Below are 22,814 nucleotides of genomic sequence, written 5' to 3'. Positions count from 1 at the left end.
TATAGTTTATCAGGCAAGTTCAAGATTTTCAATCCGTTGAAAGTGTCCCTGGTTCAATGTTTTGATTGGTAATTGAAATGTTAGCGCCGTCGCGGCAATGAAAATATCCCGAAATTCTATAAGCGAGTTCCGCCTTCGAAGGTTATGGTAAATTTCAGCAGCTTTCAATGAAACTTCATCATTAAAAGGCAGAATCGGTAATCCATTTAAGAGTGTTTCAACATCCGTCTTCTTCTAATTGTCAGTTGCGCCCATCATTAATTCATAAACTGTTACAGCTGAGACAAAAATCGACGCGTCGTTTGGCAAAGAAGCCAAAGTCGTCTTCGACTTATCTGATTTGCGTAAATGCTCGATGAACAGTCCTGTATCAACTACCATTGTGGGATTTTCCAATTATCTATACGCTTCATATTTTCTTCGAGTGCTGCAATATCCGCATCATTCCAAGTTGAAACATTCATTATTTTTTCTTTCCAAGTCGTAAGATCTCCATCATCCTTCTTTGCTTTTTGTTGCAGCAAAAGTCCATCTGCGTATGCCAGCAGCTGTTTTTGCTGAGACTCGCTTAGTTGATTAAATGTTTGCATCAAATCGTTCATAGCAATGGATTTACGATTTAGAAAAATATAATGTTAAAACGCCGGCGCTTTCAATCTTAATCCAGCATCTTCCGGCAAGTCAAATAGCAAATTCATATTCTGAACCGCCTGCCCAGAAGCGCCTTTTGTAAGATTGTCAATAATGCTCGTAATCAGCAGTTGTCCATCATGCACTTCCAGGTTGATGAAGCATTTATTTGTATTTACAACTTGCTTCAAGTCAATCGGCGCGTCGCTTACGTGTGTGAAGGGGTGGGAGGCGTAGAAGCTTTTGTAAATGCTTTTTGCTTCCTCCAATGTGCCATCAAATGCTGTGTAAACATTCGCCATGATGCCGCGCGTGTAATCGCCGCGATAAGGGACAAAGTTTACAGCTTTGTCAAAACCAGCCTGCAACTTGCCCAGACTCATTTTGATTTCAGTCAGATGCTGGTGCGTGAATGCTTTGTAAATGGAAATATTATTACTCCTCCAAGAAAAATGCGTCGTCGCGCTCAAAGCCTGACCTGCGCCTGTGCTGCCCGTAACCGCGCTTACGTGAATGTCGTCCTTAATCAATCCAGCCTGAGCCAACGGCAAAACCGCCAATTCAATACTTGTGGCAAAACAGCCTGGATTTGCGATTTTAGTTGCGGTCTCAATCTTTTCACGTTGCAACTCTGGCAATCCGTAAACGAAGCCATTGGATTCGTTACGAAAATCCGTGCTTAGGTCAATGATCTTAACAGATTCAGGAACATTGTACTCGTTCAAAAACTTTTGAGATTCACCATGGCCGGAGCATAGAAAAATAACATTCAAGTTTTCCTGATTCAAAAGCGTTTGAATGTCGTCTCCGGAAAAAGTCAATTCCGTATCACCCAACAAATCCGTATGCGTCGCATAAACCGGTTTTCCAGCTTGACTTTTGCTATGCGCGAAAGCAATGACCGCATTCGGATGATTAAGCAATATTCTGATCAACTCTCCGCCTGTGTAACCAGCCGCACCGATTATTCCTATATTAATGTTGTTCATTCCGTAACCCAATTTTCAATTTTCAAATTTTCTACCCGCTCGAATTCTCTGACATTGTTTGTCACCAAAATTAAGTCGTGACTCAACGCGTGGGCAGCAATCAATAAATCATTTGCTCCGATAATTGTTCCTTTCGCTTCGAGGTCGGCCCTAACCAAAGCATATTTTTCAGCAGCCTGAGCATCAAAGTCAAGAATCGTAAATGGCGCTAAAAAATTTTCCAAGGCCATTTTATTCCGCTCTTTGTGCTGACTTTTCGCAACTCCATACCAAAGTTCAGCCACTACAATCGAAGAGATGCTTATTTCATCCCAATGAACAGCCGACAATTTCTCAAAAACCTCGACAGGTTTTCTTTTAATGATGTAAGCAACAATGTTCGTGTCCAGCAGATATTTCATTCAAAAAGATTTTCATTCTTGTCAAGTGGCGGCTGACTGCGTTGCTCCATAAAATCTCCGGAAAAATTAGAGATGTTTTGCCACCAGTTTTCCAAGTCTTCTGTTTTTGAATAAGGCTTTCTTTTGCGTTTCTCTAAAATGAATTCCATATAGTCATAAACCTCTTGAAGTAAATCCAAGGGTAATTCCTGCGCTTTTCGCTGAATTTGACTTTGCAACTCGATCTTAGTCATAACACAATGATTTGGTATGCACTATTTAGATTCCGGCCGACTCACTCACCTTCTGATATATCATCACCTGGTTGGAAGCCACTTTTGAAAATCCTCTTACGTCGTCGCCGGTCCAGGCGTTGTTCATTTCACCATAGCTGCCGAATTTAGACGACATCAAGTCAAATGGGGATTCGATTCCTTCCACGTGGAAGCGGTAAGGTGCCAAGTAAACGTGCACTTTTCCAGTTACATGTGCCTGTGTATCAGTAAGGAACGTTTCGATATTGCGCATGACTGGCTCTACAAACTGTCCTTTGTGAAGCAAGCTTCCATACCAGTTTGAAAGTTGTTCTTTCCAATAAAGCTGTTGCTCGCTCAGCACGTGTTTTTCCAATGTATGGTGTGCCTTAATGATGATCAAGGGAGCCGCAGCTTCGAAGCCTACACGCCCTTTAATTCCAATGATTGTGTCACCCACGTGAATGTCACGACCAATTCCAAACGGCTGTGCAATAGCAGCAAGCTTTTGAATCGCTTCCACTGAATTCTCGAATCTTTCACCAGCAACGCCTTTTAATTCACCTTTTTCAAATTCCAGTGTGATTTTTTCCGGTTCTGTTTTGGTAATCTGTGTTGGCCATGCAGATTCCGGAAGATATTGCTCTGAGGTTAATGTCTCTTTGCCACCAACCGATGTGCCCCAAAGGCCCTTGTTAATGCTGTATGCAGCCTTGGCCCATTCGCGGCCAACGCCTTTGTTTGTCAAATATTCAATTTCTGCCTCACGCGAAAGTTTCAGGTCGCGGATCGGAGTAATGATCTCAGCCTCAGGAATGATAATGCGGAAAGCCATATCAAAACGAACCTGATCATTTCCGGCGCCTGTGCTTCCGTGTGCAATTGCATTTGCCCCGATTTCTTTAGCATATTCTGCAACAGCAACTGCTTGAAAAACGCGCTCAGCGCTTACAGAAAGCGGATATGTATTGTTTTTAAGGATATTTCCGAAGATCAGATATTTGATGCAATCATTGTAATAATCGCTTGTCTTCGTGATTGTAGCATGTTGTTTCACACCCAAAGCATACGCATTGGCCTCAATCGTTTTCAGTTCTTCCGCAGAAAAACCACCTGTATCAACCAAAACCGAATGGACTTCATAACCTTTGTCTTCGGCTAAATATTTTACACAAAAAGAGGTATCTAATCCCCCGCTAAACGCTAAAACTACTTTGGGCTGTGACATTATGTATATAAATGCTTGGTAAATAACTCGTTTAAGCGCTGCTATATTAACTAGCAGCTAAAAGTGTGTCGGCTGGAATGCCCAGGTTTTTGCTTAATTCCCGGATCATTTTAATAGTTAAATTCCTTTTTTTATTGAGGACCTCAGACACTCTGTTCTCTCCGCCAAAATAGGGTGCAACATCCTTCCTTGATAGATGTAACTGCTCCATTCTTTCCTTTATAGCTTCGATCGGATCGGGTTTTGGAATTGGGAAATGACGTTTTTCATAATCAATGGCAAGAACCGTTATTGCTTCCAATGTATCCAATGCCCTTTTTCGTTCCAAAGGATCTGCTATCAGGTCGGCGTCAATCAGGGAATCAATTATTTTTCCGGCCTCTTCAAAGTCTGCCTCATTTGTGATTGGCTTTATTCTTATGTCATCCAAACTAATTGCTAATGCTTTCATGTGTTTTGAATGAGTTAAATATTCTTGATATCAATGATCTTATCGTATTCTCGATGCGTCCCTATAAATCGAACAAACACCAATCGCTTCTCGTATTCAAATTTCGCAATCAACCGGTATTTATTATGAGCGATGTTAAATACGATCCGACCATTTCCAACAGTGTCCGCATTCTTAAAAAAATCAATCACCTCATTCGGATTTGCGAAGTCCCTTTTCTCAACGGAATCATACCAAAATTCAAGTGCGGGTCTCGCATCTGGGGTTAAATTCCAGAATTCTCTCAAAGTAGCCCGGGTAAAAATCCTCATAATTCGACTGCAAAAGTACGTAAGTTTCATTGAATGCATTCCCGGAATGGGAAGCTAATCGTATTTTTCCTTGACGTTGAATAATGCAGTAACAAAAAAATACCTCGCCTCAGGCCAAAAAACGGCTGCCGGGCGAGGTATTTAAGAGATATATAAATCTGTAAATAAAGGCTGTACTTTAATGTACGAGCACGGTCCCGGCGTTTTTCTTTCTGGCGCGTTCTTCCCTTCGCAATAAAATGCGTTGCTTAATACGCATCCAGCGCTCGTAAAGGCTGGATTCTTTCAAGAAATCCCAGGAATGTTTTTCTGGCTCAACGCCTGCTGTAACCGCCACTTCTTCTTTCTTTTTATCCTCAGGATTGTACATCATTCCTGTGCATAAGCAATGTTTTCTGCCGGTCCGGGTCAAAACATCGTAATTAACGCAGCTCGCGCATCCTTTCCAGAATGCATCATCAGCAGGCAGCTCACTGAATGTTACCGGCTCATAACCTAAGTCTGAATTGATTTTCATGACTGGCAAACTGGTGGTTATGCCAATGATTTTTGCATCAGGATATTTCTGGCGTGATAATTCAAATGCTTTTTGCTTGATGGCTTTTGCCATTCCGCTGTTACGGAAATCGGGGTGCACGATCAGTCCGGAATTTGCTACAAACTTGCCATGTTCCCATGTTTCGATGTAACAAAAACCAACCCATTCGCCGGAATCTGTGGTGGCAATGATGGCTTTACCTTCCACCATTTTTTCCATTATATATACAGGAGAACGTTTGGCGATACCAGTACCACGCTTTTTAGCGCTCTCTTCCATCTCTGCGCAAATTGTTTCCGCAAAGTGAAGATGATTTTCATTGGCAGTCTGAACTATAAACTTACTGCCCACTACTTCGGTATTTTTCATTGATTGCTGACAAAAATATTCGAAACAATAATTACTACACCCAGAGAAAACGATGGGACGTTTTGAAAATTGGAAAAGTTTGGGGGTATAAAAGTTTTACCACGTAGGTAAAAGATAATTATGCGGTCCTGGGGGACCTGAATCGAAAAGGCGTAGTATGAAGAACTGTATGTATGCCGTTGTCGTTCATTGACTTGCGAATGCGTCTAATAGGGTGCAAATTTTAGAAAAAAAAATGTCACACCAAAGAAACAGAAGATATATTTTTATGGTTCGTTTCTGATTGAAAGTTTTCATTACTTACCAGCTCGCGTTTGGACAAAACCGAGGCACATTACTTTTTAAAATATGACTTTCATGTCTGCGATTAGTACAGATGACCTTTTGAATGGATATATCAATGGTATTTTCCCAATGGCAGAGGCAGACGGAACCATTTATTGGTATTCTCCAAATCCACGGGCCATCATTCCAATTGAAACATATAAACCTTCCAAATCTTTACGTCCTGTTTTAAACAAAAAATACTTCGAAATAAGGGTTAACTGGGATTTTGAAGGCGTGATGCGTGGCTGTGCGACTCCAAGGACGACGGAGCCGGGAACGTGGATTTCAGAGGAAATTATCGCTTCCTACACGGCATTGCATGAACTGGGATATGCGCATAGCGTGGAAGCTTATCGCGAAAACAAGCTGATAGGAGGGCTTTACGGCGTTTCGATCAATGGTGTGTTCTTCGGTGAATCCATGTTTTCCTTTGAAAGCAATGCATCCAAAGTGGCCTTTCATTATTTGATCCAAATCTTGCGGATGAACCGTTTTGCTTTGCTGGATACGCAATTTATTAATGATAATGTGCTACGATATGGCGCAATCGAAATTCCGCGTGACGCCTATCTCGACCAGTTACAACAAGCATTAAAGTTGAAAAGGAGATTCAGTGGCAAAGTGCTGGAAGACATTCTTTGAATAATTTTCTACTTTTAGGCTCAGATTTCAGACTTGGGACCGCCTGATGGCAAGCGTCCCGTTCAAGCCATATTTCAAAGTGTCAAAACCAATACTCGTCATTAAATTCGGGACCGCTTCGATAACGCTTCCATCGGGTGAGCCTGACGTCAGGATTATTTCGGAAATAGCGAGGCAGGTTTCATCCATTCATTCGCAATACAGGATTATCATTGTTTCTTCCGGCGCGGTGGGTGCGGGAAAAGCTTATATTCAGGATTACAAAGGAACAATGACGCAGCGGAAAGCGGCTGCGTCTGTGGGTAATCCGTTATTGGTGGGCTTATATGCAACTTATTTTGCCCCCAATAAAATTTACATTGCCCAGAGTCTTTGTGAAAGACAGCATTTTGCAAACCGCGCCAAGTTTCTGCAATTAAAGGAAACATTCGAAGAATTGTGGGAAAACAACATTATTCCGATTGTAAACGAGAATGACGTTGTGAGTGACCGTGAATTGAAATTTTCGGACAATGATGAACTGGCGACATTGCTGGCAGTTGGTTTCGGTGCTGAATCATTAATGTTCTGCACGTCAGTCGGAGGCTTGCTGGATGAGCACGGGAACATTCTGAGGAACGTATCGAATGTGAACGAGGTTTTCAAGTTTGTAAGGACCGATAAATCTTTCCTCGGTTTGGGCGGAATGGCTTCAAAGCTGACATTTGCCAAACTGGCTGCACGCATGGCGATTAAGGTTGTCATTTTCGGCATGAAGCAGGAAAATGAATTACTGGAAGCATTGAAAGGAAATGCCGGAACGCTTATTAATCCAGGAAAAAGCACGCTTTCGGCCCGAAATAGGTGGTTAGGAAGCGGTGGATTGGTTTCGGGAAGTTTACAAATTGACGAAGGCGCTTCGAAAGCATTATTAAAGCGAAAAAGCTTGCTGGCCGTGGGCGTGGTGGAAGTGATCGGCGATTTTGAATCCGGTGAAATTATTGAAATATATTCTCCTTTGGAAGAAATGATCGCGGTGGCGCGGGCTAGGGAAACTTCGGCTGCTATCCGTGCCAACATGAAAACAGTGAATTTTGAAGTGGCGCATGCCAACGACATCGTACTATTATAATGGAATCCATTTTACCCCTATTAGAACAAACCCAAAAGGCATCCGCCGCTGTCCGGAATTTATCCGATCAGCAGCGCTCGGCACTTTTGCTCAGTTTGGCAGATAAAGTTTTGGCCAATGTTGCCAACATTATCGCCGAGAACAAGAAAGACCTTGATGTGATGGACGACGCCGATCCGAAAAAAGACCGGCTGTTGCTCAATGAACAAAGAATTCAGGGCCTGGCAGAGAGTCTTCGCGATGTAGCAGCATTGCCCGACCCGAGTGGTGCAGTACTGATGGAGCGTACGATTGAGCAAGGTTTATCACTGCGCAAAATTGCCGTTCCGCTGGGCGTGGTGGGTGTTATTTATGAATCCAGGCCCAATGTCACATTGGATGTTGCGTCGCTTTGCCTGCGTTCGGGAAATGCTTGTGTCTTAAAAGGCGGTAAGGAAGCACATTTTTCCAATTTGTTCCTGGTGGGGCTGATCCACGAAACACTCGCTGAATTCGTCATTAACTCCGAGGCCGTAATGCTATTGCCGACAGATAGGAAGTTTGTTGCAGAATTGCTTACTGCAACCCGATTCGTGGACATTATCATCCCAAGAGGTTCTGAAAGCCTGATCAAGTTTGTGCGGGAAAATTCACTGGTTCCCACGATTGAAACGGGCGCTGGCGTTTGTCATACTTATATTGAAAAAACAGGCGATCTGGAAAAAGGGGCCAAGATTATTGTGAATGCTAAGGTTTCGCGGCCGTCCGTTTGTAATTCTTTGGACACGATTTTAGTCGATAAAGAAGTTGCTGCTGAACTTTTACCAAAATTGAAAGAAGATTTTATCAAATGGAATGTTGAAGTTTTTGCGGATGAAACGTCTTATGACATTTTTGAAAAAGACGGTTATCCAATGCTGCAACGTGCTGAGGAAGACGATTTTGGAAGAGAATTTTTAGATTATAAATGTTCTGTAAAGGTTGTTGATGGATTGGATGAAGCTCTGGAACACATTCGGGCACATTCTTCCAGACATTCCGAAGCAATCATTTCGAAAGACGAAGCCAAGATCGAAAGGTTTTTAAGAGAAGTGGATGCAGCCGCAGTTTATGCCAATGCGTCAACGCGCTTTACCGATGGTGCAGTTTTCGCACTAGGAGCGGAAATTGGCATATCAACACAAAAGCTGCACGCACGCGGGCCTTTCGCACTCGAAAAGCTCGTGACAGAAAAATGGATTGTAAAAGGGGACGGACAGGTAAGATGGTAAGTGCATTGGAAAATATACAAACATTAACAAACGAAGCGATCGCGCTGCTGAAAAGCTTAATCGAGACAGCTTCTTTCAGCAAAGAAGAAGCCGGCACAGCGCAACTAATCGCCGATTTTTTCGAATCCAAAAATATTCCTTACCAACAAAAAAAGAACAATCTCTGGGCTTATAACCGTCATTTTGACAACCAGAAACCCACATTGCTTTTAAACTCTCACCACGACACAGTCAAGCCAAACAAATCTTGGACATTAGATCCGTTTAAGGCAATAGTTGAGGACGATAAATTGTTTGGATTAGGCAGTAATGATGCCGGCGGATGCCTGGTTTCGCTCATTGCAACATTCTGCTACTTTTTTGATAAAGCGGATCTCGCTTACAACATTGCCATCGCCACAACTGCCGAGGAAGAGATTTCGGGAAAAGAAGGCTTGGAAATCGTCGTTCCAGAATTGCCTGAAATCGCATTTGCCATTGTAGGAGAGCCTACGGAAATGCATTTAGCAGTCGCTGAAAAAGGTTTACTGGTTCTGGACTGCACGGCAACAGGAAAATCCGGTCACGCTGCACGCGAGGAAGGCGATAATGCGATTTACAAAGCATTAAAAGACATTAGCTTGATTCAGGGATACAAGTTTCCGAAAGTCTCCCCAACGTTGGGACCGGTTAAGATGTCTGTTACAATCATTAATGCAGGGACGCAGCATAATGTCGTTCCAGATGCCTGTAACTTCACCATTGATGTTCGAGTAACGGATCAATATACTTTGGAAGAAGTAATTGAAGTGATTCAAGCCAACATTGAATCCGAAGTTTCTGCAAGATCCATTCGGTTACGCCCTTCAAGCATTCCGATGGATCATCCGATTGTTTTGGAAGGTTTGAAGTTGGGAAGAGAAGCATATGGTTCGCCTACGACTTCTGATCAGGCGCTGCTGGATTGCCCGTCATTGAAAATGGGACCGGGACATTCGGGCCGTTCCCATAGTGCGGATGAATTTATCTATCTTCATGAGATCGAGGCGGGAATTAAGCAGTATATAACCATGCTGGAAGGTGTTTTAATATCTTAACATTCTGCATTTCCAAACGCTAACTGGCGATTTATGCGATTTTACACAGAGGAAGACGTGCAGGCTTTCGACGCAGTGAAGTTTTTATATATCAAAACTTCTTTATCCAATCATATCTTCACCATCACGCTAAGCCGTCCCGAAAAGCGCAACGCTTTCACGCCGACTATGGCGGAGGAAATCATTTTCGCATTGGCTTACGCACATTACAATAGCGAAGTGCGTTGCTTGATCGTCAATGCAGAAGGTCCCGTTTTCTGTGCAGGGGCGGATTTGAATGCTTTTCATGACCTTTCTGCTGATACGAAAAATACAACATTGCCCGCGATCCGGGAAGAAGCGAAGTTAGGCGATGCTTTCAATGAAGTTTGCAAACCAAGCATTGCGCAAGTTGAAGGGCCAGTTTTGGCGGGAGGATTTCTGATTATTTGCGGCTGCACATTTGTTTTTAGTGTAATTGACGCAAATTACAGCTTGCCGGAAGTAAAGCGTGGAATCTGGCCGATGCAGGTTATGGCGTCACTTAACCAGATCATTTCGCCTAGAAAAGTTATGGAAATGTGTATTACTGGCAAACGTTACGATGCAGAAGAAGCGCTTCAATTAGGCCTGGTAACATACATTGCACTCGCCGGAAATATTGCCGACGAAGTTCAGCTTACGGCTACACAAATTTCCCAAAACGCTCCTTATGCGATCCAGCAAGGCATGAGCGCATTTCTAAGGTTAAAGGATATCCCTGGAAATGAGCAGCACAGTTTCCTTAAAGCACAACTCGATCAGATCCTAAAATCCGAAGATGCAAAAGAGGGAATGCAAGCTTTTAAAGAAAAAAGAAGCCTGAATTGGAAAGGAAAATGATGATGAATGCTGAAATTTAAAATCAGCTACTAATTACCCGGAACAATCTCAATTTCCTCACCGTAACGGTTGTGGAATTTAAAATCGACCACACCCAGCGAAGTATCTTTGATCAGCTTCACCCACGTTTTGTAATGGAAAAGCCACTTTACTTGCTCGGAAATTAATCCCTTTGTGAAATAAGAATGCAGGAATGGATGAAGTGAAATGGTAATTCCACGTTCATTTTGCTTGGTAAGAATGTAATCCAGATTATTTGAGATCACATCTGAAACCAAAATGCTCGCCTGAATTGTGCCCGTTCCGCCGCAAGTAGGGCATGTTTCGCGAGTGACAATGTTCATTTCAGGTCTTACGCGCTGGCGGGTAATTTGCAGCAGACCAAATTTTGAAAGCGGCAGCACCGTGTATTTGGAACGGTCGCCTTTCATTTCGTCGCGCATTGTATCGAAAAGAACGCGTTTGTTTTCCGCTTTTTTCATATCGATAAAATCGACAACGATAATTCCACCCATATCGCGTAAACGCAACTGGCGGGCAATTTCTTTGGCTGCTTCAAGGTTTACGCTCAATGCAGTCGCTTCCTGATCTTCTTCTGAATTGGACTTGTTACCACTGTTGACGTCAATAACGTGCAGCGCCTCAGTATGTTCAATGATCAGGTAACCGCCATTTGGCAAGCTTACAGAACGGCCAAATAACGACTTGATCTGCTTTTCAAGACCAAATTGTTCAAACAGCTTATTCTTGCCATTATGCAGTTTCAGAATGTTCTCTTTATCCGGCGCAATGTTGTGAATGTAAGCCTTAATGTCGTCGTAAACGTCTTTTGAATCGACCGTAATGCTATCGAATGATTCATTCAGCATGTCGCGGATGATCGAAGAAGCGCGGTTCATTTCACCAATGACGCGATCACGCGGTTTGGCGTCGCGGAGCATTTTAATGCCGTTTTCCCACTTATCAAGACAATCCTGCAAATCTTTATTCAGCTCATCCACATCCTTCCCAGTTGCAACAGTGCGAATGATCACACCGAAGTTGGCAGGCTTAATGGAAGACATCAGACGTTGCAGACGGTTTCGTTCCGCTTTGTCGGTGATCTTTTTGGAAAGGTTTACAGAATTTGAGAAGGGGACCAATACAATGTAACGGCCGGCAATCGAAATGTCGCAGGAAAGTCTTGGTCCTTTTGTAGAAATAGGCTCCTTAACAATCTGAACAAGAATAGGTTGGTTTTTCGAAAGGACTTTATCAATCTTACCCAGCTTTTCAATTTCAGGCTCCATTTTGAAGTTATTCAACTTCCCGGAAGTCTGACGCTTGGATATTACGTCCTTCGTTAATTTGTTGAGAGAATTAATATTTGGCCCTAAATCAAGATAATGCAGAAACGCATCTTTTTCAAAACCGACATCAACAAACGCGGCATTAAGCCCCGCTACCAGCTTGCGAACCGTACCAAGGTAAATATCCCCAACGGTAAAGCTCTGATCCGGTGTTTCGACGTGATATTCTAAAAGACGTTTATCCTGCAAAAGGGCTATACGTTCTCCCTTTTGAGTAGAATTGATTAGTAATTCGTTACTCAATGTTCAACCAACTGAATGGCTATATAATGTTGATACTTAACCTCCGCTTTCTGATCGAAAGGGGCAATACATACGAGGGGAAGAAGGCATGACCGGACTTTAAAGAAAATCCGGTCATGATATATTATTTCTTCTTATGTCTGTTTTTTCTAAGTCTTTTCTTTCTCTTGTGAGTTGAAATCTTATGTCTCTTTCTTTTTTTTCCGCAAGGCATGTTTTATGTCGTTTAAAATAAAAATTGATTGTTTTTTCTGCTTATCAATTGTTCAGACGACCTTCCAATTCGCCAATCGCTTGCTGGATTACAGGATCTTTTTCCTCCTTTTTAACTTCGGAAAGGACCTTGCGGGCCTCTTCTTTGTTTCCCAGTTCCACGAGCGTTAATCCTAAATAGAACTTCGCTTTTGTATTGGCCGGATTATTGGTCAAAATCTGTCTGAACCTGTCGGCAGCTTTTGAATATTGGTTAGATCTCATGGACAAGATCCCTAAATTGAACAATGCCAATTCGTTGGTAGGATCGGTGTCAATCACTTCGCGCAACATTAAAATTCCCTGCATCGGGTTTTCTGTGTTCACGTAAGTCATCGCCATGTTGGCTTTGGCAGCTAACAGGCCAGGATTCTGGTCAAGTGCTTTCTGGTAGTATTCGCGAGTTTTGGCTCCAAGGTTTTTTGCTTTATGATCATCAATGGCAAATCCGTAAGCTTCGTAATAACGATCACCGGTCCTGACAAGATTTTCAACATTTGGAGACAAAAGCGCTGCTTTTTCAGCATAAAATGCTGCACTGTCAAACTTCTGCAACTGAGCAAATTTATCTGACAATTTCAAGCCCGCTGCAACCTTTTCCTTATCATTCGCATTTTCAAAGCCATTTCTGAGCTGATCGACGATTTTTTGCTGATCCGGCGCGATGGTGGCTTCATGTGATGGCGACTGAACGGAAGAGTCCGGAGCAGCTACGGTTGCAGCTGCCTGGGACTGGCTTCTTTCGTTGCCTACTTCTTTTCCCTTCGTATTCACAACGACCTTGGGAAGGCTGAAAAGCGTTCCAACCAGAGCGACTGCAAGTACACAAGAAAGAAAGATAGACTTTTTCATACTGTTATAACCCAAACCTTTTCAGGTAAATTACTTTTCAGCAACAGCTTTAAGTTTGTCACTTTCCTTAACCTGCTCAACAAATACTTTTGCAGGTTTGAAGCTCGGTACAAAGTGCTCGTCAATGATCATTGAAGTTCCCTTCGAAATATTACGGGCAACTTTACGCGCACGTTTTTTATTGATGAAACTACCAAAACCTCTTACATAAAGGTTCTCTCCCTCAGAAAGTGAGTCCTTTACCACGGTGAAGAACGATTCGAGCGTTTGCTGAACATCGCCCTTGTCTACACCTGTTTTCTCAGAAATCTGTGCGATTACGTCTGCCTTAGTCACTTTGATTGTTTACTTTAAGTGGATATTATTTCATTTATTTACTTACTCCTCTAAATTTTGGGAACACAAAGGTACGCTAATTTTACCAAGATTTAAAAGGAAGGCGTTTTCATTTTTTTTCTAATTGGTTAAATAACAGCGTACATAAGTGCAATTAATATGATATCAGATCAGTTACAGGCAATTGATTTTAACAAAAAACTTAAATCCTGGTATCTCAAAAACCACCGTCCTTTGCCCTGGCGACAAACCACAGACCCTTATAAAATATGGCTGTCCGAGATCATTTTACAGCAAACAAGGGTCGCACAGGGAATGCCTTATTATGAGAAATTTACAGCCAATTATCCAACCGTATTTGATCTTGCTAATGCCGACGAGCGCGATGTCCTGAGGTTGTGGCAGGGCCTGGGCTATTATTCCAGGGCGCGGAACATGCATTATACGGCCCGACAGGTCGTTAGCGAGTTTGGTGGAAAATTCCCTGAAACTGCATTAACCCTTTCAAAGTTAAAGGGTTTGGGTCATTATACGGCGGCGGCCATCGCATCTTTTGCTTTTAATGAAGCAGTTGCAGCCATTGACGGCAATGTTTACCGGGTCATGTCGCGCATTTTTGGAATCAAGTCAGACATGCTCAGCAATGAAGGGAAAAAGGAGTTTGCCAAAGTTGCAAAAACGCTGATTTCCCACGAAGATCCGGCGACTTATAACCAGGCTATGATTGAGTTTGGCGCGATCCAATGTGTGCCTGTTTCGCCAAACTGTACAATATGTCCTTTCAATGACATTTGTTATGCATACGCTTTCAATGTGCAAAATGAACTTCCGGTAAAAGCAAAAAAGCAAAAAGCCAAAAACCGGTTTTTGAATTATTTCATTTTTCAGCAAGGCGAAAAATTAGCCATGCAGGAAAGGAGCTCAAAAGACATCTGGAAAGGACTTTATGATTTTTTTCTCGTAGAATCAGCCGGTCAGATTGAATCGCCGGATGATCTGGATGGGAATGAAACATTGTTTGCGCTGCTAGGCAAGGGCAGTATTCGTCAGATTTCGAAAACGTACGTCCATTTGTTAACCCATCAAAAATTACATGTTCAGTTCTGGTGGGTTACTATTCCTGAAAATGTGCCGTTTGACTTACCCCCAAATATTTATTTTTTCTCAAAAAATGCCATTGAGGCGCTTCCAAAGCCGATTTTGATAAATACTTTGCTAAATGAAGAAAAATATTTGTGACCAGTTCAAACGAATTCCGTCTAAATGATTTTAAACTTGATCAAGTTTAAGGAATTGTATTTTAAGTAATATATTTTTGTACTAAACATGTAAAACGACGCAGTTATGACGAGTTTTAGTTTGAATGCAAATCAGATCAAGACATTTGAGGAGGATGGTTACCTGGTTGTCAAAGGACTATTTTCAAAGGAAGAGACCGATAAGTTATATAAAACGGCGGTCGAGAATTCGGTCATGCAGAATAACGCGATGGACCTGAATGATCAGTCGGGGAAAAAGACGAAACTTTCCTTGTGGTTTACGCCGGGAGATGATGTTTTTGGCTATTTGATCCGGAGCGAGCGAATGGTCAATTCCGTTAGGCAGTTGCTGGGGCAGGAAAGCCCGGTTTGTCATTTTCATACCAAACTAATGCAAAAAGAACCGAAGGTCGGCGGTGCCTGGGAGTGGCATCAGGATTATGGTTATTGGTATAAAAATCAATTTATTTATCCCGACCAGTTAATGAGCGTAATGATCGCTTTGACGCCTGCTAACAAGGAAAATGGTTGTTTGCAAGTCATTAAAGGCTCACACAAAATGGGCCGCGTAAACCATGGCTTCGCAGGCGAACAGGTGGGTGCGGACATGGAAATGGTCAATCACGCATTGAAAACGATGGATCTTGTTTATTGCGAGATCGAGCCGGGCGACGCGTTGTTTTTTCATAGTAACCTCATGCACAGGTCCGAAGCCAATTTGTCGGATCATCCAAGATGGTCGCTGATCTCCTGCTATAATTCACAATCCAACATTGCCTATGCCGAAACTTCCACATCGTGGCGAGTTCCGGTTTCAATTGTGCCCGACCGGGCGCTTCTGGAATGGGATGCTGCATCATTTGGTGATGCCGACTTTTTGAAAAAAGAAAATGATCCAGCATTAAAAACGACCGGCTGGGAAAGTGAAGTGAAAACGACCTGACATTACGACTATCCTAAAACTTAAATGATATTATTCTTATGCAGAAAATTGCGATGTTAGGTTCCGGTTTTATCGGACGTTTTTATGCTGAATCCATTCATGGTCAGCGGGGCCGGGATAGGGTTGTTGCAATTTATGCTCGACGGGAAGAGAGTGCGCAAAAGTTCGCGACCGACTACGGATGCGATTTTTGGTCGTCCAATATGGAGGAAGTCATTGCGCATCCGGACGTGAATATGGTGTGCATTGCACTGCCCAACAACATTCACGAAGAAGCCGTAATGTTGTGCGCAAAGCATAAAAAAGCGGTTGTTTCCACCAAGCCGCTGGGCCGAAATGGAGCAGAGGCGTTAAGAATGATGAGAGCAGCGGAGGAAGCAGGGATTTTTGCAGGCTATCTGGAAGACCTTTGCTACACGCCGAAGTTTTTGAAATCCATGGAAAGTGTCAGAAACGGATCATTAGGGAGGATAATCTGGGCAAAATCCCGTGAAGCACACCCGGGTCCGCATAGTGAATGGTTCTGGGACATTGAACAAGCAGGCGGCGGATGTATTCTTGACCTTGGATGCCATTGCATTGAAATTTCACGCAATTTTATTGGTAAGGACATTAAGCCGGTCGAAGTCATGTGCTGGGCGGATACGCAGGTGAAACCTATTGATGCTGAGGATCATGCGATCGCATTGGTTAAATATGAAAATGGCGCCATCGGCCAGTTTGAAGTGAGCTGGACGTTCCGCGGCGGAATGGACCTGCGCGATGAGGTCATGGGAACCGAAGGAACGATCTGGATCAATAATTTCCTGAGAACCGGTTTTGAGATGTTCACAACGGGCCAGAATGCGGATGGAAAAGGAGAGGACTATGTGGCAGAAAAGGCCGAAAGCAACACAGGCTGGCTATTTCCGGTGGGTGACGAAGTGAATGATCTGGGTTATAACCATATGTTCACCGATATGTTCAATGCGGTTGAAAATGGGACTGAGGCAGCAGAAACTTTTTACGATGGTTATGTGGTCAATGCTGTTATTGATGCGGCATATAAATCGGCCAAAACCAAGCTTTGGGAGAAAGTAGAACTTCCTGTGTGGCGTGGGCAGGAGGGTGTGACCAAACCGTCAAATTACACTTCTTACAATGAAGAATATTATTTAATTAAACAGGAAATGACGCATGATGGCCGGAATAAATTAATACTTAAACATAAAATAACGGGCAAAATCAGCGAGCAGGATTTATAAAGTGCTTTTACATCTGTATCTTTAAAATAAACTATAATAATCATCCACAAATAAGAAATCATGGCAGGAAGTGTTAACAAGGTCATTTTGATAGGCAATCTGGGAAGCGACCCGGAGGTGAGATATCTGGAAAGCGGCTCGGCAGTTGCAAAATTTAATATTGCCACAACAGAGTCATATACCAACAAAAGCGGTGAACGCGTCGATAATACAGAGTGGCACCGCATTGAGCTTTGGGAAGGATTGGCCAAAGTCGCTGAGAAATACTTGAAAAAAGGCAATCAGGTTTACATTGAAGGCCGGATCCGTACAGACAGTTGGACGGATAAAGAAGGACAGCAAAAAACCGGCGTTACCATTCGCGCAAACAGCATGACATTGCTGGGCGGTCCGGCTGGTTCTGGCGGTGGCGGAGAGAGCAGCGGCGGAAGCGGTTACGCACAATCTTCCCAGCCAAGAGCAAACCAGGCACCAAGGTCATCTGACCCGATCCCGCCATCATTGGCAGCAGGAAACGATGATGACGACTTGCCATTCTAATTATATCGGCAACATAAGGCAGTTCTGTTCAAAAGTATTTATTTCACGATTTAGGGCGCATTGGAATAATATTTTTGAACAGAATCGCTACATTTATTTAAACAAAAGTTTATTGCAAACTTTTCCAGACCATTTGTGAAAGAAACAGCAGACAGCGACGATCCGCTTCCCCGAACGCGTACGGGGATTCTACTCCCCCAAAAATGTACGCAAACCTTATTTGCAGGAGTCATTATACCCACTGATTTTCTTGCGCCATACGACCTGATCCTGGTTATTTTCCTTTTTATTATTTCCCTTTCCCTTTCCGGAATCCGGGCCGCATATGCTGCCTCGGGCGCCATGGAGAATCCCTGGGAGCGTAAAAATGATGCAGAAAGCACATTGCCAAGCCGATTACAACAGCTTGCGCTTTCCCTTATTCAGCGTGGGATCACATTATTGGCATTGATCCTGGCTGCACGGCTCGCGTGGATCCACATCCAAAGTGATCCTGGAAATTTGTTTCAATGGATCTCAATAGGTTGTCTTGCGCTCTGGATATGGCTCGATGCCATGGTCCGCTATAACAGCGCCCGCCGCGCGCTTGAACTCGTTCCTAAAATTTCCGGCATTACCAGGTTTCTGATCAAAGTCTGTCAGCCTCTCGCGCAGCCGATCATGAAGCTGGGATATTCTTTTGGTGTGTTAACGCCGGAAGGTGCCGAAATCACGACAGAAATGCTTGAAGCAAAGGCAGAAAGTGAAGAAGAAACGGATCTCCTGAGAGGACTTGCCAATTTCAGGCAGACCAATTCAAAAAAGGCAATGCAGGCGCGGCTTCACATTACAGCGTTTGATATCGAGCTGAATTTCCATGAGTTAATGGATAAAATTAATAAGTCCGGCTATTCACGCGTTCCGGTTTATCGTGATGACCTGGATCATATTGAAGGGATTCTTAATGTAAAAGATTTGCTTCCCAACATTCATCAGGACGAGCATTTCAACTGGCAAAAACTGCTCCGGCCAGCCTATTTTATTCCGGAAAGCAAGCATTTGGATGACCTGATGAAGGAATTCCAAAATCGCCGCGTGCATATGGCCATTGTCGTTGATGAATACGGCGGAACAAGCGGGTTAATCACATTGGAAGACATCATTGAAGAGATTTTTGGTGATATCAATGATGAGTATGATGAAGACGATGAAGTGAATTACACCCAGGTTGACGAAAATACTTACGTGTTTGAAGGTAGGGTTTTGATCAATGACCTTTGCAGATTGCTGAATCTCGAAACAGACTATTTCGATGAAGTAAGGGGTAACAATGAATCATTGGCTGGCCTGCTGCTTGAATTATTTTCCCGACTGCCCCGCCCGGGAGAATTAGCGACGCACAGGGGCGTTACTTTTAAAGTACAATCGGCGGATAAAAAGCGAATTAAAAAAGTGCGGGTTTTGGTTTCCTAGGCATTCTGTTGACAGAAGGGCCTAACCAGCCTTTTATGCATTCTTTTGGCGAAATTCAGGTAACGTTTCTGCTGAAATTTGAATGCTTTGAAAGTTTGCCCGCAAAGTCTTACAAAGTTTTTTTACTCCAAAAGTGCAATTGATTTTATTTCCTTGAAACTTATTCTTAATTTTGCCCGGCAAATAACAATAGTTTATTTGCTATGAGCACAGACCCATCCAAAGTCCTCTTCGAGGCGTTAACGTACGACGACGTTCTTCTAATACCTGGTTATTCAGAAATTCTGCCTCGCAACACAACAACAAAAACCAAGCTGACACGTAACATTGAGCTGAACATTCCACTTGTTTCTGCTGCAATGGATACCGTTACCGAATTCGACCTGGCCATTGCGATGGCCCAGGAAGGCGGGATCGGGATTATTCACAAAAATATGAGCCTCGAAGCCCAGGCTGAGCAGGTTCGGAAAGTAAAACGCTCCGAAAGCGGCATGATCCTGGATCCCATCACGCTTTCGGACACGGCTACATTAGGTGACGCGCACCAGATTATGCGCGAGTTTAAAATCGGCGGAATTCCCGTTATCGACAAAGATCACAAGCTTATTGGCATCCTGACTAACAGGGATTTGCGTTTCGAAAGAGAAATGGCAAAACCTGTTACAGATATCATGACAAAAGACAATCTGATCACGGCATCCGACGGGTTGTCGCTGGACGATGCTGAAAAAATCTTGCAAGAGTACAAAATCGAGAAACTTCCTATCGTCGATTCCGAGTACAGGCTGACAGGACTGATTACGTATAAGGATATCCTGAAACGGAAATCTCACCCTAATGCTTGCAAAGATGAATACGGCAGGTTACGCGTAGGCGCTGCGGTTGGCGTAACAGCGGATCTTTTGAAAAGAGTTGAAGCGTTGGTAAAAGCTGGCGTGGATGTGATCAGCCTGGACACGGCACATGGACATTCATATGGTGTTATCGAAGCATTGAAATCTGTTAAAAAGCAGTTTCCTAAGCTGGATGTCATTGCAGGTAATGTGGCAACCGGTGAGGGAGCGAAGGCTTTGGCAGATGCTGGCGCCGACGCAGTGAAAGTGGGTGTTGGGCCTGGCAGTATTTGTACAACGCGTATCATTGCCGGAATTGGTGTACCGCAGCTTACTGCCGTAATGTGGGCAGCTGAGGCATTGAAAGACACAGACGTTCCAGTTATCGCGGACGGCGGAATTCGTTTCTCCGGCGATATGACGAAAGCACTGGCCGGCGGCGCAAGCACAATCATGATCGGCTCTATGTTGGCAGGAAGCGATGAAGCTCCGGGTGAGATTGTTATTTATGAAGGACGGAAATTTAAAGCTTACCGCGGAATGGGATCGGTTGAAGCCATGGAAGATGGTTCCAAAGACCGCTATTTCCAGGATGCTGAGGATGATGTTAAAAAGCTGGTTCCGGAAGGGATTGTAGGCCGTGTCCCATTCAAAGGAAAGGTTTCAGAGATCGTATATCAAATGGTAGGAGGGCTGAAAGCGGGAATGGGTTATTGCGGAGCAGGAGACATTGCATCTCTTCAGAAAGCACAGTTTGTGAAGATTACATCAGCAGGAGTGAAAGAAAGCCATCCACACGATGTAATGATCCAGAAAGAAGCGCCAAACTATTCTTCTAAGTCCTAAGCGACGATTTTAGTTTAGTTAAAACATATTTAAAAGGCCTCGCGACATTGTCACGAGGCCTTTTAAATTATATCAATATGCTAATGCTAACAGGAATTAATGCTCAACTACGCAGCCGACGGCTTTGCAAACCTGCTTTTAAGATATTGGAAAATCATTGGCAGGATCGAGAATCCGATAATTCCGAAAATGACCAGTTCGAAGTTGTTTTTAACAATGTCCATATTCCCGAAGAAATAGCCCAATAATGTAAGGGAAGGCACCCAAAGCAGTGCGCCGATCACACAGTAAATAATGTATTTGGAGTAGTTCATACTACCCGCACCAGCAACGAAAGGCGCAACAGTGCGAACAATAGGAATAAAACGCGCCATAATTACAGTGCTACCGCCATGCTTTTCGTAAAATGCTTCGGTTTTTTCTAGATATTCTCTTTTCAGGAATAGAATGCGTTCCCGTTTTTTGATTTCTCCTCCAAATTTCCTTCCCATAAAATAATTGACATTGTCGCCCATCAGCGCAGCAATAATGAGAATGAGGATGATCAGCCATACATTCAGGCCGGTTCCTTCATTCGCCGCAATGGCACCCGCAGCAAATAAAAGTGAATCGCCGGGCAACAGTGGCATGATCACAAGGCCTGTTTCTGTGAAAACAATCAGGAATAGGATCACGTAAGTTAATGTGCCGTATTCCTCAACAATATTGAACAAATGCTTGTCGAGATGAAGGAAGAAATCGACGAACTGCGTTAAAAATTCCATAGCTATGTTTTTTGTGAACTAATATTTTGAAGGGCCCTAAAGCTATTTGGAATCAATTTTCCATTTCTGTTTGGTCTTTGCGTTCAGAAAGTGATTGAATGTATCACCACGCAATCCCAGGCGGATCGTTTCGAGGGGGATCAGCTCACTGGGAGCAATGTTACCCAGATTTACATTTGCACCTAAAAGCTTTACAAACCAAACCTGCTGTGATTTCTGGGGAGCTTCCCAAAGCATATCTTCGAATGCGATTTCGGTCAGGATCTCCTCAACCAAACCCTGCCGCACTTCTCCGCTCGCACGAAACAAACCGACATTACCCGACTCACGTGCTTCACCGATCACTTTCCAGGCACCCGCCTCCAACTCCGATTTGATCAGCTGGATCCATTTATAAGGAGGAATTATTTTATTCTCATCCTTTGAACCCACTTCCGAAAGAACGGTAACCTGCTGGGCCAGCGTACGAATGTATTCACATTTCACATCCTGGTTCATCTCAATGGAACCGTCCGAAACCTCTGCATATTTGAGATCATACTTGTCAAGCAGCTTCCGGTAATCGTCAAACTGGTTTCTTACCACGAAAGCTTCGAAAAGCGTCCCGCCGAAGTAAACCGGAATGTTTGCATTTTTGTAGACTGCAAGTTTTTCATTGAGATTCGGACTCACAAAAGACGTCGCCCAGCCCAGTTTTACGATATCAATATATGGAGATGCAATGGATAGCATATCTTCTGTCTCCCTGACACTGAGTCCTTTATCCATTACCATGGTGATCCCTTTTTTCCTGGGCTTTTCGGAACGGGCAGGAACTTGCGATAACGTAAAATTCATATATGGGTATGCTTTTATCTCTGGCAAAAACTTCCGCAAAGGTAGTAATTACCTTTGATACGTCGCAATTAAATCCACATCATTGGTTCTTTTCCATGCATCTTTCTATGATAATTACTATTTTTAGAACATCTCATTGCAAACTATCAACATATCACTTTTGAATGGATCCACAAGCTAATGCGCCCTATCTGCCGCCAAACAGTCGCATAGAATTACTGCTGCAATTGAAGGGAAAACACATGGTCAGTAATTTTTCGCCGGTTGCCAAATGGCTGAATGGGAAATTGATCGACGTTTCGGAAGGGGCGATGGAGATCGAATATGAGGTCCGCGAAGATATGTGTAACCCAATGGGCACATTGCATGGAGGGATTGCATCGACTATTTTGGATGATATCGTCGGAACAATGGTTTATGCGCTCGGGAGGGAATTTGCATTTACTTCGGTAAACCTGAATTGCGATTTTTTGAATCCTGCATTACCCGGAGAAATCCTTACTGCAAAGTCCCAGGTGATCCGTACGGGGAAAAATATCATTCATGTAGAAGGTCAGATTTATAAGGCCGATGGACGAATTGTGGCCAAATGCACGAGTAACATGATCCAGACCAGTTTTAAAATTCCCGCCCCGTCCGCTGACTAA

Annotated in this window: 25 protein-coding genes and 1 pseudogene; 12 read left to right on the top strand and 14 right to left on the bottom strand. The window is 43.4% G+C overall.

Features of this window, described 5'->3' with window-relative positions; genetic code table 11:
• Positions 1-9: 9 nt before the first annotated feature.
• From L0659_RS26575 to L0659_RS24130, 9 genes and pseudogenes are all read right to left on the bottom strand, one after another.
• Positions 10-381, bottom strand: a pseudogene (locus tag L0659_RS26575) (type II toxin-antitoxin system VapC family toxin).
• The gene (locus L0659_RS24165; protein WP_235129150.1) at positions 375-602 is read right to left on the bottom strand and encodes a hypothetical protein; all 228 of its coding nucleotides are present in this window, start codon (positions 600-602) and stop codon (positions 375-377) included. The pseudogene L0659_RS26575 and the gene L0659_RS24165 overlap by 7 nt, the downstream one beginning before the upstream one ends.
• Before the next feature lie 33 nt (positions 603-635).
• Entirely contained in the window at positions 636-1,619 is a 984-nt protein-coding gene (gene argC / locus L0659_RS24160; RefSeq protein ID WP_235129149.1) for an N-acetyl-gamma-glutamyl-phosphate reductase, read from the bottom strand.
• Positions 1,616-2,020 carry a type II toxin-antitoxin system VapC family toxin gene (locus tag L0659_RS24155; protein WP_235129148.1) on the bottom strand — a complete coding sequence of 135 codons (405 nt, stop codon included), beginning with the start codon at positions 2,018-2,020 and terminating at the stop codon, positions 1,616-1,618. The genes argC and L0659_RS24155 overlap by 4 nt, the downstream gene beginning before the upstream one ends.
• Complete coding sequence (locus L0659_RS24150; protein ID WP_235129147.1) at positions 2,017-2,253, bottom strand: DUF2281 domain-containing protein; 237 nt, start codon at positions 2,251-2,253, stop codon at positions 2,017-2,019. Before L0659_RS24150 ends, L0659_RS24155 begins: the two co-directional genes overlap by 4 nt.
• 25 nt (positions 2,254-2,278) lie before the next feature.
• The gene (locus tag L0659_RS24145; protein WP_235129145.1) at positions 2,279-3,481 is read right to left on the bottom strand and encodes an argininosuccinate synthase; all 1,203 of its coding nucleotides are present in this window, start codon (positions 3,479-3,481) and stop codon (positions 2,279-2,281) included.
• A 46-nt stretch (positions 3,482-3,527) separates the two neighbouring features.
• Positions 3,528-3,932 (bottom strand): type II toxin-antitoxin system HigA family antitoxin, encoded by a 405-nt coding sequence (locus L0659_RS24140; protein WP_235129143.1) that lies wholly within the window; start codon positions 3,930-3,932, stop codon positions 3,528-3,530.
• 14 nt (positions 3,933-3,946) lie between these two features.
• The gene (locus tag L0659_RS24135) at positions 3,947-4,243 is read right to left on the bottom strand and encodes a type II toxin-antitoxin system HigB family toxin (protein ID WP_235129142.1); all 297 of its coding nucleotides are present in this window, start codon (positions 4,241-4,243) and stop codon (positions 3,947-3,949) included.
• A gap of 178 nt (positions 4,244-4,421) precedes the next feature.
• Positions 4,422-5,150: a GNAT family N-acetyltransferase gene (locus L0659_RS24130; RefSeq protein ID WP_235129141.1), complete on the bottom strand. Its 729-nt coding sequence runs from the start codon at positions 5,148-5,150 to the stop codon at positions 4,422-4,424.
• 357 nt (positions 5,151-5,507) lie between these two features.
• On the opposite strand from L0659_RS24130, the gene aat reads away from it, so the two are divergent.
• From aat to L0659_RS24105, 5 genes are all read left to right on the top strand, one after another.
• On the top strand, positions 5,508-6,119 hold the full coding sequence (gene aat, locus L0659_RS24125; protein ID WP_235129140.1) for a leucyl/phenylalanyl-tRNA--protein transferase: 612 nt from the start codon (positions 5,508-5,510) through the stop codon (positions 6,117-6,119).
• A 79-nt stretch (positions 6,120-6,198) separates the two neighbouring features.
• Positions 6,199-7,230, top strand: a complete 1,032-nt coding sequence (proB, locus tag L0659_RS24120; RefSeq protein ID WP_235129139.1) for a glutamate 5-kinase — start codon at positions 6,199-6,201, stop codon at positions 7,228-7,230.
• Positions 7,230-8,480 (top strand): glutamate-5-semialdehyde dehydrogenase, encoded by a 1,251-nt coding sequence (locus tag L0659_RS24115; RefSeq protein ID WP_235129138.1) that lies wholly within the window; start codon positions 7,230-7,232, stop codon positions 8,478-8,480. The genes proB and L0659_RS24115 overlap by 1 nt, the downstream gene beginning before the upstream one ends.
• Positions 8,444-9,556 (top strand): M20 family metallo-hydrolase, encoded by a 1,113-nt coding sequence (locus L0659_RS24110; RefSeq protein WP_409019419.1) that lies wholly within the window; start codon positions 8,444-8,446, stop codon positions 9,554-9,556. Before L0659_RS24115 ends, L0659_RS24110 begins: the two co-directional genes overlap by 37 nt.
• A gap of 33 nt (positions 9,557-9,589) precedes the next feature.
• Entirely contained in the window at positions 9,590-10,417 is an 828-nt protein-coding gene (locus tag L0659_RS24105; RefSeq protein WP_235129137.1) for an enoyl-CoA hydratase/isomerase family protein, read from the top strand.
• 29 nt (positions 10,418-10,446) lie between these two features.
• Here L0659_RS24105 and L0659_RS24100 read toward each other — a convergent pair whose 3' ends face one another.
• From L0659_RS24100 to L0659_RS24090, 3 genes are all read right to left on the bottom strand, one after another.
• Complete coding sequence (locus L0659_RS24100; RefSeq protein ID WP_235129135.1) at positions 10,447-12,009, bottom strand: Rne/Rng family ribonuclease; 1,563 nt, start codon at positions 12,007-12,009, stop codon at positions 10,447-10,449.
• Positions 12,010-12,267: 258 nt separating this feature from the next.
• Positions 12,268-13,113, bottom strand: a complete 846-nt coding sequence (locus L0659_RS24095) for a tetratricopeptide repeat protein (protein WP_235129133.1) — start codon at positions 13,111-13,113, stop codon at positions 12,268-12,270.
• 30 nt (positions 13,114-13,143) lie between these two features.
• Complete coding sequence (locus tag L0659_RS24090; protein ID WP_026631310.1) at positions 13,144-13,449, bottom strand: HU family DNA-binding protein; 306 nt, start codon at positions 13,447-13,449, stop codon at positions 13,144-13,146.
• 159 nt (positions 13,450-13,608) lie between these two features.
• Here L0659_RS24090 and mutY point away from each other — a divergent pair, with 159 nt between their 5' ends.
• The 6 genes from mutY (at position 13,609) to guaB (ending at position 20,566) form a co-directional block, all read left to right on the top strand.
• Positions 13,609-14,688 (top strand): A/G-specific adenine glycosylase, encoded by a 1,080-nt coding sequence (mutY, locus tag L0659_RS24085; RefSeq protein ID WP_235129131.1) that lies wholly within the window; start codon positions 13,609-13,611, stop codon positions 14,686-14,688.
• Between the two features lie 105 nt (positions 14,689-14,793).
• On the top strand, positions 14,794-15,651 hold the full coding sequence (locus L0659_RS24080) for a phytanoyl-CoA dioxygenase family protein (protein ID WP_235129130.1): 858 nt from the start codon (positions 14,794-14,796) through the stop codon (positions 15,649-15,651).
• A 38-nt stretch (positions 15,652-15,689) separates the two neighbouring features.
• Complete coding sequence (locus tag L0659_RS24075) at positions 15,690-16,895, top strand: Gfo/Idh/MocA family protein (RefSeq protein WP_235129128.1); 1,206 nt, start codon at positions 15,690-15,692, stop codon at positions 16,893-16,895.
• 60 nt (positions 16,896-16,955) lie between these two features.
• Entirely contained in the window at positions 16,956-17,435 is a 480-nt protein-coding gene (locus L0659_RS24070) for a single-stranded DNA-binding protein (protein ID WP_235129127.1), read from the top strand.
• Between the two features lie 135 nt (positions 17,436-17,570).
• Entirely contained in the window at positions 17,571-18,887 is a 1,317-nt protein-coding gene (locus L0659_RS26435) for a transporter associated domain-containing protein (protein WP_235129124.1), read from the top strand.
• A gap of 203 nt (positions 18,888-19,090) precedes the next feature.
• Entirely contained in the window at positions 19,091-20,566 is a 1,476-nt protein-coding gene (guaB, locus tag L0659_RS24060; protein WP_235129123.1) for an IMP dehydrogenase, read from the top strand.
• Positions 20,567-20,673: 107 nt separating this feature from the next.
• On the opposite strand, the gene L0659_RS24055 is transcribed toward guaB, so the two are convergent.
• Both L0659_RS24055 and L0659_RS24050 read right to left on the bottom strand, forming a co-directional pair.
• Positions 20,674-21,330 carry a DedA family protein gene (locus L0659_RS24055; RefSeq protein ID WP_235129121.1) on the bottom strand — a complete coding sequence of 219 codons (657 nt, stop codon included), beginning with the start codon at positions 21,328-21,330 and terminating at the stop codon, positions 20,674-20,676.
• A gap of 42 nt (positions 21,331-21,372) precedes the next feature.
• A complete protein-coding gene (locus L0659_RS24050) occupies positions 21,373-22,167 on the bottom strand; it encodes a phosphosulfolactate synthase (RefSeq protein ID WP_235129119.1) in 795 nt (264 codons plus the stop codon).
• A 164-nt stretch (positions 22,168-22,331) separates the two neighbouring features.
• Between L0659_RS24050 and L0659_RS24045 the strand changes: the two genes are divergently transcribed.
• Positions 22,332-22,814 (top strand): PaaI family thioesterase, encoded by a 483-nt coding sequence (locus L0659_RS24045; RefSeq protein WP_310590713.1) that lies wholly within the window; start codon positions 22,332-22,334, stop codon positions 22,812-22,814.

The organism is Dyadobacter sp. CY347, assembly GCF_021502655.1.
Lineage (GTDB): Bacteria > Bacteroidota > Bacteroidia > Cytophagales > Spirosomataceae > Dyadobacter.
This window is presented reverse-complemented; position numbering and strand designations above follow the sequence as displayed.